17 protein-coding genes are annotated in these 13393 nt (G+C 34.4%); 7 read left to right on the top strand and 10 right to left on the bottom strand.

Annotated elements, in window-relative coordinates:
• Positions 1-115 precede the first annotated feature (115 nt).
• Together AC4G3K_RS13790 and AC4G3K_RS13785 are read left to right on the top strand one after the other, a co-directional pair.
• Positions 116-1090, top strand: a complete 975-nt coding sequence (locus tag AC4G3K_RS13790) for a Gfo/Idh/MocA family protein (protein ID WP_491133669.1) — start codon at positions 116-118, stop codon at positions 1088-1090.
• A gap of 335 nt (positions 1091-1425) precedes the next feature.
• Positions 1426-2391, top strand: a complete 966-nt coding sequence (locus AC4G3K_RS13785) for a YsnF/AvaK domain-containing protein (RefSeq protein WP_491133668.1) — start codon at positions 1426-1428, stop codon at positions 2389-2391.
• Positions 2392-2571: 180 nt separating this feature from the next.
• Here AC4G3K_RS13785 and AC4G3K_RS13780 read toward each other — a convergent pair whose 3' ends face one another.
• Entirely contained in the window at positions 2572-2769 is a 198-nt protein-coding gene (locus AC4G3K_RS13780; protein ID WP_491133667.1) for a hypothetical protein, read from the bottom strand.
• A 6-nt stretch (positions 2770-2775) separates the two neighbouring features.
• The gene (locus AC4G3K_RS13775) at positions 2776-3258 is read right to left on the bottom strand and encodes a glutathione peroxidase (RefSeq protein ID WP_491133666.1); all 483 of its coding nucleotides are present in this window, start codon (positions 3256-3258) and stop codon (positions 2776-2778) included.
• 157 nt (positions 3259-3415) lie between these two features.
• Here AC4G3K_RS13775 and AC4G3K_RS13770 point away from each other — a divergent pair, with 157 nt between their 5' ends.
• Both AC4G3K_RS13770 and AC4G3K_RS13765 read left to right on the top strand, forming a co-directional pair.
• The gene (locus AC4G3K_RS13770; protein ID WP_491133665.1) at positions 3416-4081 is read left to right on the top strand and encodes a hypothetical protein; all 666 of its coding nucleotides are present in this window, start codon (positions 3416-3418) and stop codon (positions 4079-4081) included.
• 12 nt (positions 4082-4093) lie between these two features.
• Entirely contained in the window at positions 4094-4291 is a 198-nt protein-coding gene (locus tag AC4G3K_RS13765; RefSeq protein ID WP_491133664.1) for a YkvA family protein, read from the top strand.
• 392 nt (positions 4292-4683) lie between these two features.
• Here AC4G3K_RS13765 and AC4G3K_RS13760 read toward each other — a convergent pair whose 3' ends face one another.
• The 4 genes from AC4G3K_RS13760 to AC4G3K_RS13745 form a co-directional block, all read right to left on the bottom strand.
• Positions 4684-5412 (bottom strand): exonuclease domain-containing protein, encoded by a 729-nt coding sequence (locus AC4G3K_RS13760; RefSeq protein ID WP_491133663.1) that lies wholly within the window; start codon positions 5410-5412, stop codon positions 4684-4686.
• Positions 5405-6397, bottom strand: coding sequence for a DUF294 nucleotidyltransferase-like domain-containing protein (locus tag AC4G3K_RS13755; protein WP_491133662.1), 993 nt, complete (start codon positions 6395-6397; stop codon positions 5405-5407). The genes AC4G3K_RS13760 and AC4G3K_RS13755 overlap by 8 nt, the downstream gene beginning before the upstream one ends.
• Positions 6398-6491: 94 nt before the next feature.
• Positions 6492-7772 carry an ammonium transporter gene (locus tag AC4G3K_RS13750; RefSeq protein WP_491075092.1) on the bottom strand — a complete coding sequence of 427 codons (1281 nt, stop codon included), beginning with the start codon at positions 7770-7772 and terminating at the stop codon, positions 6492-6494.
• Positions 7773-7919: 147 nt separating this feature from the next.
• Complete coding sequence (locus tag AC4G3K_RS13745; RefSeq protein WP_491133661.1) at positions 7920-8249, bottom strand: MerR family transcriptional regulator; 330 nt, start codon at positions 8247-8249, stop codon at positions 7920-7922.
• Between the two features lie 230 nt (positions 8250-8479).
• Here AC4G3K_RS13745 and AC4G3K_RS13740 point away from each other — a divergent pair, with 230 nt between their 5' ends.
• Positions 8480-8782 carry a MerR family transcriptional regulator gene (locus AC4G3K_RS13740; RefSeq protein WP_491133660.1) on the top strand — a complete coding sequence of 101 codons (303 nt, stop codon included), beginning with the start codon at positions 8480-8482 and terminating at the stop codon, positions 8780-8782.
• A gap of 233 nt (positions 8783-9015) precedes the next feature.
• Here AC4G3K_RS13740 and AC4G3K_RS13735 read toward each other — a convergent pair whose 3' ends face one another.
• Complete coding sequence (locus AC4G3K_RS13735; RefSeq protein WP_491133659.1) at positions 9016-9267, bottom strand: hypothetical protein; 252 nt, start codon at positions 9265-9267, stop codon at positions 9016-9018.
• 120 nt (positions 9268-9387) lie between these two features.
• A complete protein-coding gene (locus AC4G3K_RS13730; protein WP_491075096.1) occupies positions 9388-9774 on the bottom strand; it encodes a hypothetical protein in 387 nt (128 codons plus the stop codon).
• A gap of 350 nt (positions 9775-10124) precedes the next feature.
• Between AC4G3K_RS13730 and AC4G3K_RS13725 the strand changes: the two genes are divergently transcribed.
• A complete protein-coding gene (locus AC4G3K_RS13725) occupies positions 10125-10289 on the top strand; it encodes a hypothetical protein (protein WP_491133658.1) in 165 nt (54 codons plus the stop codon).
• 188 nt (positions 10290-10477) lie between these two features.
• Complete coding sequence (locus AC4G3K_RS13720) at positions 10478-11590, top strand: metallophosphoesterase (RefSeq protein ID WP_491133657.1); 1113 nt, start codon at positions 10478-10480, stop codon at positions 11588-11590.
• Between the two features lie 1033 nt (positions 11591-12623).
• On the opposite strand, the gene AC4G3K_RS13715 is transcribed toward AC4G3K_RS13720, so the two are convergent.
• Together AC4G3K_RS13715 and AC4G3K_RS13710 are read right to left on the bottom strand one after the other, a co-directional pair.
• On the bottom strand, positions 12624-12815 hold the full coding sequence (locus AC4G3K_RS13715; RefSeq protein WP_491075105.1) for a hypothetical protein: 192 nt from the start codon (positions 12813-12815) through the stop codon (positions 12624-12626).
• Between the two features lie 35 nt (positions 12816-12850).
• A complete protein-coding gene (locus AC4G3K_RS13710; RefSeq protein ID WP_491133656.1) occupies positions 12851-13297 on the bottom strand; it encodes a YaiI/YqxD family protein in 447 nt (148 codons plus the stop codon).
• Positions 13298-13393: the final 96 nt, after the last annotated feature.

Raw genomic sequence — 13393 nt, 5'->3', positions numbered from 1 at the left:
ACATCATTAATGGTGTACTCTTTTTTTCGTAAAGTCTTCCCAAGAAGGTTTTATGCAGACAATTTGTATTATAATGAATATAAATATTCTGAAAAAACTATATTTGGAGGGTATTATGAAAACAATTCAATGGGGAATTATTGGGCTTGGTAACATTGCGGAACGATTTGCTACCACCGTGAAAAAGATGGATGGAGTAAATTTAAAAGCAGTGGCTTCCAGGAGGAAAGAAAACGCTCTCGAATTTGGCCGGAAATACGAGGTTGATGAAAAATATTGCTATGGTACATATGAGGAACTAATGCAGGATGATCAAATTGATGCTATTTATATCGCTGTTCCACACCCTTTTCATAAAGAGAATGCTATTCGCTGTTTAACTCATGGAAAAGCTGTGCTTTGTGAAAAGCCTGTTACGATGAATAAAGCAGAAATAGAAGAGGTAATCCATGTTGCAAAAGAACAGAATGTTTTCTTTATGGAAGCGATGAAATCACGCTTTATGCCAGTAAATAAAGAAATAAAAAAAATAGTCACAGAAGGTGGAATTGGAAAGCCTGTTTTCATGAGAGCTGAACTTGGTTATAAAGGCGAATTTGATCCGAATGGGCGCATTTTTAACCGAGAGCTTGGTGGAGGAGCATTATTAGATATCGGAATTTATCCTCTTTCATATTGTGCTTATTTACTTGGAGCTAAACCAAAGTCTGTTCAAAGTTCATTACAATTTGGAATAACTGATGTCGATGAAAATGGCACAATCCAGTTAAACTATGAAGATGGACCATTAGCTCAAATTTACTGTACGATAAGAGCAAATACCCGTAAGGATGCGAGTCTTTTAGGAACAGATGGTAGCATTTATATACCCTATTTTTCGAATGCGCAATCTGCGACGATTATTACTCCTCAAAAGGAATGGACGATTGAAGAGCCTTTTGAATTTACTGGATTTGAATATCAAATACGCGAGGTAGGCCGCTGCCTTGAAGAAGAAGTACTGGAAAGTCCTTTGATGAGCTGGCAAGATTCGATAGAAGTCATGGATATAGTCGATCAGGTGTTTGAAAATAATGTGTTGAAAGCTTAAGAGAGCCAAATTGGCTCTCTTTTTTATAAAAATAGATAAATCACGACCAAATATTTAAGGTTCTTTGCAAATTCTCTTTTGCTTTATAGTTTTCGTATTATTTCCCTCCATAAAGTGAATTCTCAGATGAATTTATAGCTTTTTTTCAGTAAAAAAAAAGTTTTTTTAATTTTTTTTTTGCATAGCAGAAAGAAAACCTACTATATAAGCAGAAAAAATAAACGGGTATAGCAAGGTTACTATTAAATTATTTCCTGTTTAGTGATTTCCAGTGCGGGTATATTTTAACTATGAAGCAACAATCATCCAATAATAACTACTAGGAGGAATTAATAATGAATAAAACAGTATATGGAGTTTACACAGAGAGCGTAGAAGTTGTACAGGCTATTAATAGTTTGAAAGCTAAAGGGTATGACGGATCTGATATTACAGTAGTAGCTGACAATGCAGATAAACTGGGCATCATGGATAACTACACTTTAGATAGTGATGTTAAAACAGTATCTAACAATGATGAATCCTTCATGGACAAAGTAGCAAAATTCTTCACAATGGAAACTAATAATCCAGTTGAAGAAACATTGAGAACGGATTATGGTTTTACACATGAAGAAAGTGCACGTTATGCAGAAGATGTGAATAATGGAAAAGTACTTGTTCTTGTTGATCAAGATTCACTACTTGGAGATACGGTCGAATTGGATCGCACAGAAGATGTGAATTTCGGAGCAAATGCATCCGCTGCACTTAATACGACTGACCGTATGACTAATGACGATGCCCTAACTGACGAAGAAAGAAGAATTAAACTTCGTGAAGAAAGACTAGACGTAAATAAAAACGAAGTGAAAACTGGAGAAGTAATCGTAAATAAAGAAGTAACCGAAACACAAAAAGAAATTGAAGTACCAGTAGAACATGAAGAAGTTTATATTGAACGCCGTAAAGTAACAGATCGTGATCCAGCAGATTATACAGGATCTATCAATGACAACGAAGAAATCCGTATACCAGTAATGGAAGAAAAATTAGAAGTTACTAAAAAAGCAGTTGTGACTGATGAAATTGTGATAGGCAAAGAAAAAGTAACAGATACAAAAACTGTTCAAGATACGGTTAGAAAAGAAGATGTTCGTGTTGACAAGGATGGGAATCCATTTGTAAATGATCAAGATACAACTGCAACTTCACGTATGGACGCAACTCCTATGAAGGATTCAGCTTTACCAGATGAGGATAAAGATCGTTTAACTAACAAGCCATATCAAAAAAATATCATTGATACAGATAATTTGTAATAAAACAAAAAAAAGCTGTCTCTTAGGAGGCAGCTTTTTTATTTAAAGATTTTTTATCTTTTCATTCAATTTGCTTACATATTCCATCAATACTTCATATTCCTCTATAACCAAACCACACTCATCAAATTTCGTTGCTATCCGATTGATAATATCTTCTTTTTTCTTAAGTGCTTTCTCTTAAAGAGAGATAAGGACAATCCGTTCATCATTCCTGGAACGTTCTTTAACCACCCATTCATTTCGATGCATTCTGGAGATGATTGGATAGGTTAGACCAAAGGGTTTTAATACTTGAGCATATAGCCTTGTACATTCATTAGCAGTCTCATATAAGGCAAAGCATAGCTGATAATTTAATGCATGGACATTTTTCATACTCTATCATTTTTCCAGTTCTGCTATAATATCTTTTTCTAATTTTTCAGGAGCGGTAGTTGGTGCATAACGTTCAACAACCTGACCATTTTTATTAATCAAAAATTTAGTGAAGTTCCATTTAATTTTTTTGCTTAGAATACCCTTTTGTTCATTCGTTAAATAGTGAAACAACGGGTCAGCATTGTCTCCGTTTACATTTATTTTCGCGTACATTGGGAATGTGACACCATAATTTATTTGGCAAAACTGAGTGGTTTCGTTTATATCCTCATATTCCTGATTATTAAATTGATCACAAGGGAAACCTAAAACTTCAAAGCCTTGTCCATTGAATTTTTCGTATAGTTCCTGAAGTCCTTTAAATTGCGGTGCCAGACCACATTTACTGGCTGTATTGACGATGAGGAGAGGCTTGCCTTCGTAATCCCTTAAAGATTGTGCAGTACCATTTGTTTTCTTGACTTCAAAATCATAAACACTTTTCATACCATTCCTCCTTTTTTCATATCGTACAGGATATAATTATACAATTATTGGTTAAACGAAACCAATTTAATAGACTTACGTATATAGGTAATAGAAGGAAATAGACAGTCAAATTTATAGCTGTTAAACTTATGTATACTTAATAGAGGTGAACAAAATGCGTAAAAGATTAGCATGTATGCATGTACATCATTCTAATATTCATTATATCGACAAGGCGTTCTCACCGTATGATGTTGAGCTTGTACACTTTGTTGATCCTGGTTTAATGAGTCGCTTAACAAGAGACTCTTCCTATCAAAAAGAAGCTGCAGGGAAGAAAATCGCGGAACAAATAGAATGGATGGAGAGCTGTCAGGTTGATGCAATCCTTCTAACATGTACAAATTATATTGCTATGTTACAAGAAGAACTGCTAAATTCAAGAGTTCCTATTATGAAAATAGATGAACCTTTTTTCGAGGAGATTTGTGAGATTACGGAGCCACAGACCATTTTCTTTTCAAATCCCGGAACGGTGAGCGGAACGATGGACCGTCTTCATCAATATGCTGCTAAAAAGGGAAAATCGTTAAATATAAATGCTGTTGTCATAGAAGAGACATTTGAGTTGATGATGAAAGGGTTGATCCAACAATACAACGAAAAAATAGCGGAGTATATTAAGTCATTCAGTAAACATTCAAAAGATGTCTTATCAGTTGGACAGCTATCGATGTATGATGGAGCCAAACAAACAGGCTTAGAGATTATTAATCCATTGGATTCACTTGTTAAACCAATGGTCCGTGAACTTGACCTAATAAAACGCTATGAGATATAAGGGGGTTAAAAGATGTTGAAAAGATTATCAAAGAAATCAAAATTTGCTATGATCGCTGCAGGGGTCTATTTAGTATTGCCGACAGACCTTGTCCCTGATTTTATTATTGGTTTTGGCCAAGTGGATGATTTAGCCGTAGCAAGCTTTGTTTTTAAGACAATCTATGAAGATTTGAAAAGAACAAAAAAGCAATCTATCAGTAATAATTAATCATATATTAGAGAAGTACGCTATGCGTTTAGTGCTATAGACCTATATTCATACTTTGAAAATACATCTTAGAGAAAAAGAAGGATTCGTTATGCATGTACACAGAAAATCATTTGGTTTCGCGTTGCTGTTATGGCTTTTCTTTGGAGTAATTGGTGGCCACAGAATGTATATAAGAGGAAAAGTGCATTATATCTTTTGGTATTGGTTAGCGGTAATATTTACTTTTTATTTTATACTATGGGTTGACCTGTTTAGATTAAAAGGAATGATTGATCGACAGTATTTTGAAGATAGACGTAGATACAGAGCTTAGCAGAATAACAAAATAGTATTTAGAAAATGTGGGGTATAAAAAAGCCCCACTTTTTTATGTTCAAAGTAATATTCATTCATCTAAATTTTGCAATATGATTATATATTTCACTAAGATTTTTAAAGCCCGCTTCCTGAGCTTTTTGTAGGTAATAACCCCATAAATGAGCCGTCATTATGGCATCTCCCAATGCATGATGTCTATTTTTGATTTCAATATCACAACCCTTACATAGGTCCTCTAAGGTATTAGAACTGCTGGCAGGGTTAAACAGTTGCGTAAGGAATGAAGTATCAAGAATTCTGTGCTGGAATTTCGTTCGTGTCACATCCCAGGTGAGCATTTGCATAAAGCTTAGCTCATGCTGGGAGTGATGGGCAACCAGACTTTGTGTTGAAACAAACTTTAAAAATTTCAATAGGACTTCTGATTGTTCAGGAGCGGTTTGGAGATCTTCCTTCGAAATACTAGTTAAGGTAGAGATATCAGGAGTAAGGATAACATCCGTCTTAATAAGAGAATAAAAGGTTTCTTCGCTTAATAGGTTACTCCCGTGCATCTTTACAGCACCAATCGAGATCATTTGATCGCCTTTGTCAGGAAAAAATCCTGTCGTTTCAATATCAAACACAACAACATCAAGCTGATCAAGGGGACAGCTAAGGGCGTTATTTTGCCGTGCTTCTTTTTCAAGCTGGCGTATAAAAGAAATATTTTGTGGGGAAGCTTTACCTTGTACACCAGCGAGCACGTTGGAGTTGATTTTGCCGCCCATTTCTCTGAAAAATTGAATAAAATCATTCATTCCCATTGCCATCATCCTTTGCTGCAATCTTTCTCACATATTCAGTAAGCTGAATGCCGTCTTTGATTACTTCTTTTAAGTACTTTCTCTCTATGTTTGATAATTTGCTGACGGACAAGTAGTGACCGGATTCATAGTCGGCATGAAGTCCATATGCTAATCGATAGTTCAGCAATCTAGTAAACTGATTGATATACTTTTTTCGGTCTTGGAGGGGCATTACTGAATCTGATAGATGTCCGAGTCTTTCAATAGTGGAGGTCGCATCTAATTTTTCATAGATGGCGAGAAGCCTTCCAGCATTCACGTATGGAAATAAAGCAGATTCCTTTATATTCAAACAACCTGAGAACGGACCATGAGATTCAACAAGAAATTGTCCGAGAACACCAACTGCTTTTTTCCTATGTTTTGTATTATCAAGGATGCGGCTCAACATTTTTTTTTGATCAATTACTAGGTAGGCATACTGCTTTAATTGTTTTATAAACCGTTCCTCACCCAGAAATGACCTGCTGTCCATAAAAGTGAGCAAATGCCGAATTGATTCCCATGAAGCATCCTCGAGCCAATCATTTAATTGGAGCTGCCACTGTTCAAATGACCTGCACCAAAATGGGTTGCTTGCCATCACTTTCCCTTCACAAAGCCTATATCCTGTTTGTTTTAATCCTTCAGATATTTCTTTTCCGAGTGTCAAGAAGTAATGGCCGGTATCCGGATGTTCCTGGTCATAAATAATACCATGATCTTGATCACTCCAAATACCTTGTTCTTTACGGCCGGCACTCCCCATAACAAAAAAGCAGAATGAAGTGGGAGGGGGGCCATATTTTTGAACTGTCTTGTTGAATGCCAAGATGGTAGTCTTTCTTATAATCTCATCATGAAGTACCTTCAGTTTATCTGTGTTTAAAGTATCTGAATTGAATTGTTGCTTACGATAAGCCAATATGTTGGAATACTCCTGATTTTCAATGACCATGCAGTCACTCCTTATTAAAGGAAATGATCCCCTGAACCAGATTTCTGTTCAGGGGAAAGAATGTGTAAGGATAAACTTCAAATCTTATTTATTTTTAACTGATTGATTTATCAGAAGGATTTCTTTCATTTTTAAGCAATTCAGGGTACCCGTATACTCCATGTTCACTCAAGTCAAGTCCCATAATTTCTTCCTCCTCCGTAACCCGAAGGCCGCCCAATACTTTTTTTATTCCCAGTAAAAGTATATAGGACACAATGAATGCGAATGCTCCACAAACAACGACACCTAAAGCTTGAACACCTAGTTGCGAGAAACCACCACCGTAAAATAAACCAGGTTTTCCGACTGTAGCCAGTTCTTTTGTGGCAAAGAACCCTGTGGATAATGTGCCCCATATCCCAGCCGCGCCATGTACGGAAAGGGCATAGATGGGATCATCAATTTTACGAGCTTCAAAGAAACGAATACTATAAAATACAAGAATACCAGCAACAAATCCAATGACAACAGATGCCCACGCTTCAACAAATGCACAGGATGCAGTAATGGCAACTAATCCGGCTAATGCTCCATTTAACATCATGGAGACATCTGCTTTTCCCATGACAATCCAGGAGATCATTAAGGCAGCGATTGTACCAGCGGCAGCTGCAAGATTTGTATTGAGGGCAACAAATCCAAAGAAGCCTGCATCAACTGCGATTGTACTGCCGGCATTGAAACCAAACCATCCAACCCAAAGCAATAAAACACTTAAAGCGGTATATACTTGGTTATGTCCATATAAGTTATTAGCTGAGCCATCCTTGTTAAATTTACCAATCCGTGGTTTCAACAGGATTGTAGCTGCCAATGCTGCCATAGCACCAGTCAAGTGAACAACAGTGGATCCGGCAAAATCCTGTTTACCATGATCGGCTAACCAGCCACCGCCCCAAATCCAGTGAGCAATCGGAGGGTAAACAAGTGCAGAGAATAATATCGCAAATAGGACATATACACCCATTTTCGCTCTTTCTGCAAATCCTCCAAAAGCAATCGTAATGGAGATTCCGGCAAAAGCTGTTTGGAATAAGAAAAATACGGCTCCAGATAAGTTTATGGCATCTAAATCATACCCAGAGTAGAAGAAGTCAGATAACCCTATGAACTTACTAAATCCCGCTCCGTCTCCAAAAATAAATCCAAAACCTACTGCCCAAAAGACGATTGAGGAAATTCCGAAAGTAAGAATGGTTTTACCTGCGATATGACCAGCATTCTTCATTCGAGTTGATCCTGTCTCAAGTAAGATAAAGCCACCAATCATCAAAATGACTAAAACCGCTCCAATCATGACCCAAAGACTATTCATTAAAAAAATCGTATCCATAATTCCACACCTTCCTGATAATGTTTTCCTTTGCTGTTTGTATTGTCGCATCATCAGGGAAGTGAATTCTACAACCATGTAAGGAAACCTCACGTGGTTTTTATCGGAAGGAATGGATTTGTTGAAGTGGAAGGTAGATTAAGCTAATTAATTGTATTTTTGTATACCGAATTGAGCATTTAATTGTCCTTGAATCATTTTTTTATGCATTATAGCTTCGTCTTCTTTTTTCTTTTCTCTAATCATTTCTTGTCTAATCTCATATGTCTGGATACCGTCTTCAATTTTTTCGGCTATGTCCATTAATAACTCTATATCCGTAAATGAATATTTCCGACTTCCTCCATTGCTTCTGGCGGGAAAAATTAATTTACGTTCTTCATAATAACGGATTTGCCTTTCTGACAAACCGGTTAATTCTTTAACGACACCGATAGTTATAACTTTTTTATCTTTGTATGAAGACTCCTGGCTCATCCATGACCCTCCCAAATTAAGTAAAATATATATTGTCATATTATCTCACATAGGTGAAATTGAATATACTGATAATTCAAAATTAATTTTTAAAAAATCTTCATAATTTATGTTAATGTCAAAAAATATATGTCAGAACATCTCCCAAATACCTTGTGATTCCTTGAAAAACAGTAATAATCAACCATATAAAACTATTTATCCAGATTGGTTTAGGGAAGGAGGGAGTCATGTCTTCATATAAAGATAAGAAAGTAATCTCTATAGGTACTGTTAGTGAACTAACAGGGATTTCCCAGCGGAAAATACGTTATTATGAGGAGCGGGGTTTAATTTATCCGGAAAGATGGAATAAAGGAATTCGAAAATATTCGTTTCAAGATGTTGAAACACTAATGAAGATTGCAGAAAAAATGGAGGAAGGCGTACAAACAGCAGAAATCAAGCTAGACATGCAGCGCAGGAAAATGAGGGACGAGATGATAAAAGGGCAACTGAATGCTCATTTTGGTTTTAGGGACTTAAATAAATAGATTTTAGTTAATCAGAGAAACGAATGGAGTACGTTTAAAGTGTAATTCTGATGCTCAGATCATTCGGTTGTTTGAATGAATAGAGGCAATACAAATGGAGGAAGAGCTAAAGAGACTGAATCAAAAGCTTTTATAAAGCATAAGAAAAGGGCATAGATAAGTTTCTTTGCCCTTTTACTCCCAATTTGATTACTGTTATTACTACTCTCAATGGAATTGAATAGTCGTTGGAATTACCCTATATGCCTTTTTTGCTTAGCGGTTATAAACATAACTTCCAATAAAGTAAGGGATATACCACGTCTATCCTCCACTGTATAATGCATGGATATATCATGCTCTAATTGGCTATTTTGTACAGTACGCAGGAAGTCATCCTGGCCTCTAGATCCAAAATTATTTTGTAACTCTTCATAGAGCTGATCACGCAGTACATCCAATTGAATAATCATTTCAGCCAGTTGCCTTTTATTCTCTATCCTCATACTGTATCATCCTTCCACCTTATTCAATACATTAGTTTTTTATAAGTGTAGAGGATTCGTGCCAATCTGTCTTTTATCTTGTAAAGCTTTCTAACGTACATTTTGCTAAAAAAATGAAATTTAGATTTCTTTTACCGAAATCGCTTTGGAGTAAGTAATCAGTTTGCAATCTTCAAAATCCTGTTCTTTAAGAAAGCCCAATTTAATAGCAGCAGTCATTTTTTCTTCATCCGGAATTTTCACTGTTTTAATTAATTCCTTCATATTCAACTCTTCTAATTTGTAAACCGTTGGTACTGTACTGTATTTCTCGTATTTTCGTATTTGCCTTTGAAGCTTTATACCATTATCAATTAATTCACCTTTATTATTTACTCCTACATGATGATCAAAATACGTATGAAAAACTTCTTTTAGATTCTCCATTTCAATTTCAATCTCTTTTTTCTTCTTACTTAGATCATGATATCTCGTTATCATATCTGCTGTGATAAGCGTGTTATTCATATAATCCCTCCAAAATAGCCTGTTTACTATAGGTTATTTTGCTAGAGAAGAGAATATGACCTTTGTGTAAGAGAGAATGATTATTTTCTTATAAATCGAATTGATTAAAAGTTTCCTTAAAACAAGATAAATGTAGCTGAATTTAACTCAAAAATTTAACATTGTATTCAAATAAATCTATCTGATATATACAGTGTGTAAATATCAGAAAAATATAAAATTTGATTTACTAAGGTGCATTATTGAAAGAGTAGTAGAGGAGCGGGATAGTAGAGGAACATGCCACAAACAAGCATAAATATAGAGGTACTCGGTAAACCTATATCTACATAAATATAGGGGGTATAAAAATGAATAAGAGGACCAATAAAAATCAAAATAAAGGAAAGGAAAAGGAAGAAAAGGATTTCTTAGAGTCCACACTGCAGGATTCCTCATTTGACCCGGAACTGGAATATGAAGTACCACCAGAAGAACCTTATGATAAAAACCGGGTTAATACAGAGCATTTGTAATTTTCACTTATATGATAAAATCCGATGAGACGTATAAAAATGCGTCTTTTTTTTGTTATTAAACTATACGATTTGGAACATCATTACTGTCATTTTATGTAGAAAGAAGGAATTAATTATAGTTATATTGAATATTTAAAGTAGATTTTATTAGGATTGGGTACAGGCCAAGCACACGAATATGGGAAATGGGAGGGGTTATTATAGAAAAAATAAAGTCCTTATCTTTACCTGAATATGCGAGAGTGCTTGTTATTTCAGATATACATGGGGAAATAGATTTATTGATTAGCCTTTTGGAAAAAGTCAATTACAGCAAGGAAGATTATTTAATCATTAATGGAGATCTGTGCGAAAAAGGGACTGATAGCTTGGCTGTTGTCCAATACATTATGCAATTGGCAGAGGAAAACACTAAGGTCCATGTACTAGAGGGTAACTGTGATTCATTAGTAGAATACTTAATAGAAGAAGATCCTTGGTTACTTAATTACATTTCTAAAAGAAAGTATACATTGCTGTATAATTGTCTTAAACATTTAGAAGTTAACAAAGATACCATACAGAATATATCTGAATTAAAAGAGATAATCATGAAGGATTTTTCATCTGAGTTCAATTGGCTTAATGAATTGCCGACAGCTATTGAAACAGATGATTTTATCTTTGTGCATGCAGGTTTAGAAGATGTTCAAGATTGGAAAATGACAAGCAGAGAAAACGCTCTTCGAATGCCATCTTTTATAGATAAGTCTCATTTGGCGGATAAAATGGTTGTGGTCGGACATTGGCCAGTGATCAACTATCCAGCAGATATACCAACACATAATCCTATTATAAATTTTGATAAGAAAATGATTGCGATTGATGGAGGAAACATCATTAAGGAAACCGGTCAATTAAACGCTTTTATTATCAGTAAAAGTCGGCAAGGTAATAAGTTTTCTTATACATATGTAGACCGATTCATAAAATGCGAGATTAAGAAAGATTATAAGGCTAATTCTCAAATGAAAGGCTCGATTTCCTATCCTTCATTTGACATTTTTCCAATAGAAGAAGGGGAGCATTTTACACTCTGCAAACAGCTTCAAACTGATCTATTGCTTTATGTTAAAAATGAATATATAAAGCAGCAAGGAGATAGTGGATTTAAAGTAAGAACCGATGTTTCATGCGCTCAATTAAACGTCAATAAAGGCGATATGGTCTCTATATTGGATAATAACTGTAGTGCCTATACATTAATAAAAAAAGATGGATTAGTAGGTTGGGTTTCTAATGAATGTTTTACATTATAAACAGTATTGAATTACTTATGAAGATCTCATTAACAGACAATGAGATCTTATTTTTATGGCAGCAAATTTGTAAACTTTAAAGATAAATGAAACTACGGATGATCGGTCATAGATCGAATTTTATTTAAGATGAGTGCTACGATTTTAGAAGTTAATAGATGAATACAAGGTAAATTAATCGATAATAACGTTATGTAAACTAAAATGAAAAGGAAGTGGAAATTTTACAGCAAGACAATTAAATTTAAATTAATGTATAAAACTTAAATTTACGCACAAGTTAAACATAATTAAATTAGTTCATGTGTTATTTACATAGAAAGAATATAATTCTAAAGATGATTTGTTCATGATCAGAAGAAAAAACTAAATTGCTAAAATAAATTATCATCAAAAATTAAAAACTAATTATAAAAACAATTACACTAAGAAACAAATCAATAAAAATTATAGAAATGAGATCATTAATTGTAAATTTTTCTATTTTGTCTCAATTGCTGAAGTAATCTTGCTTAATGAGACGATTGTTTAATTGGTTTAATTAACTTCCTATAATATATATTATGTAAACTAGAATATTTTTTTATCTTTGTTAGGATTTCTACCCTTCTTCTGACTAATGACATATAGATATATTCCTTAATGACATATACAAATCACCCTTTCTTCTTATTGTCCGTGTGGAGAAATCGATTTATAAGAAAAACAAGATCCAAAGTAGGATCTTGTTTCAGCTAGGAATAAAAAAATGTGTAAATCTCTTTTTTTATTAACTGAGAATAATACATTTAATGAATTTCCTGATGTATAGCTTGTTAAATATTCTCCCTGGAAAACTGGATACTCCATGGTTAATTTCCATTTTGCCAGTATACCTGTTAAGCATTTAAGCTTATTAGGTATTAGATGTATGAAATATTTCTTTGAAATTCTCCGTATACTGTTCAGCTAATTGTATATCTACTGATACGGTCAAATGTTCTTTATTCTGATTAGCTGTAGGTGTCCAATTATGTAAATAAGATATAAGAATCTACTTTTTGAGCTGATCAAGTGCTTGGTAAGCTGCCTGATACTTTCCTCCATCCGCAACTTCTGAATGGTACAAGGCCTTGATGGCATTGTTTTTTTCAAGACCATGCTCAGCCTTTAACTCTTTAAAGCGTGAATGCAGTTCTTTATTTCCCTTAATTAGTTGTTGCATTTGCGATTTTGAATACTTCAAAATATTTATCTCCTTTTTAAATCTCTGAGTTTAGCCTAATTTTTAACAGAAATAACCTGTTTAAAAAGATTCCTAAATTGCTCCCGGTCTTCAGCTGTAAAAGGCTTTGGTCCTTTTGTTCGCTGTCCACCTTTTCTAGCCATTGCACTTAAATAACGTGTTTGTAATAATTGGTCAATATTTTCATTTGTATATCTAAAACCTTTATGGTGGAGGACGATAATTCCTTTTGCTAAACCTAGTGATGCAAGACCATAATCTTGCGTAACGATAATATCTCCTTTTTCCACTAACTTCACAATTCGAAAATCTGCAGCATCTGCTCCAGAATCAACATAAATGGTTTTCACTCCTGATGGCTGTTCTGCATTAGAAAAATGAGAAAAGCTTGTAACAAGGATAATCTGTATTTCAAAATCGCTTGCTTCAGAAATAATAATATCTTTCACTGGACAAGCATCTGCATCCACATAAATTTTCATCTTTCCCCTCCCATTTAGAAGTTCGACTTACTATTTAACTTAATCTTTTTAAACTATAAAAGGGACTGATGACTTTTGTTTAAAAATAACAAAGAG

The sequence above is a fragment of the Bacillus sp. z26 genome (assembly GCF_058313635.1).
The sequence above is the reverse complement of the archived record's forward strand: the minus strand, read 5'-3'. Positions and strand labels throughout refer to the sequence as shown.

Bases quoted from the DNA above. Each gene is read 5' to 3' on its own strand.
- AC4G3K_RS13790 (WP_491133669.1), top strand. From the start codon at position 116: ATGAAAACAATTCAATGGGGAATTATTGGGCTTGGTAACATTGCGGAA.
- AC4G3K_RS13785 (WP_491133668.1), top strand. From the start codon at position 1,426: ATGAATAAAACAGTATATGGAGTTTACACAGAGAGCGTAGAAGTTGTA.
- AC4G3K_RS13780 (WP_491133667.1), bottom strand. From the start codon at position 2,769: ATGAAAAATGTCCATGCATTAAATTATCAGCTATGCTTTGCCTTATAT.
- AC4G3K_RS13775 (WP_491133666.1), bottom strand. From the start codon at position 3,258: ATGAAAAGTGTTTATGATTTTGAAGTCAAGAAAACAAATGGTACTGCA.
- AC4G3K_RS13770 (WP_491133665.1), top strand. From the start codon at position 3,416: ATGCGTAAAAGATTAGCATGTATGCATGTACATCATTCTAATATTCAT.
- AC4G3K_RS13765 (WP_491133664.1), top strand. From the start codon at position 4,094: ATGTTGAAAAGATTATCAAAGAAATCAAAATTTGCTATGATCGCTGCA.
- AC4G3K_RS13760 (WP_491133663.1), bottom strand. From the start codon at position 5,412: ATGAATGATTTTATTCAATTTTTCAGAGAAATGGGCGGCAAAATCAAC.
- AC4G3K_RS13755 (WP_491133662.1), bottom strand. From the start codon at position 6,397: ATGGTCATTGAAAATCAGGAGTATTCCAACATATTGGCTTATCGTAAG.
- AC4G3K_RS13750 (WP_491075092.1), bottom strand. From the start codon at position 7,772: ATGGATACGATTTTTTTAATGAATAGTCTTTGGGTCATGATTGGAGCG.
- AC4G3K_RS13745 (WP_491133661.1), bottom strand. From the start codon at position 8,249: ATGAGCCAGGAGTCTTCATACAAAGATAAAAAAGTTATAACTATCGGT.
- AC4G3K_RS13740 (WP_491133660.1), top strand. From the start codon at position 8,480: ATGTCTTCATATAAAGATAAGAAAGTAATCTCTATAGGTACTGTTAGT.
- AC4G3K_RS13735 (WP_491133659.1), bottom strand. From the start codon at position 9,267: ATGAGGATAGAGAATAAAAGGCAACTGGCTGAAATGATTATTCAATTG.
- AC4G3K_RS13730 (WP_491075096.1), bottom strand. From the start codon at position 9,774: ATGAATAACACGCTTATCACAGCAGATATGATAACGAGATATCATGAT.
- AC4G3K_RS13725 (WP_491133658.1), top strand. From the start codon at position 10,125: ATGAATAAGAGGACCAATAAAAATCAAAATAAAGGAAAGGAAAAGGAA.
- AC4G3K_RS13720 (WP_491133657.1), top strand. From the start codon at position 10,478: ATGGGAGGGGTTATTATAGAAAAAATAAAGTCCTTATCTTTACCTGAA.
- AC4G3K_RS13710 (WP_491133656.1), bottom strand. From the start codon at position 13,297: ATGAAAATTTATGTGGATGCAGATGCTTGTCCAGTGAAAGATATTATT.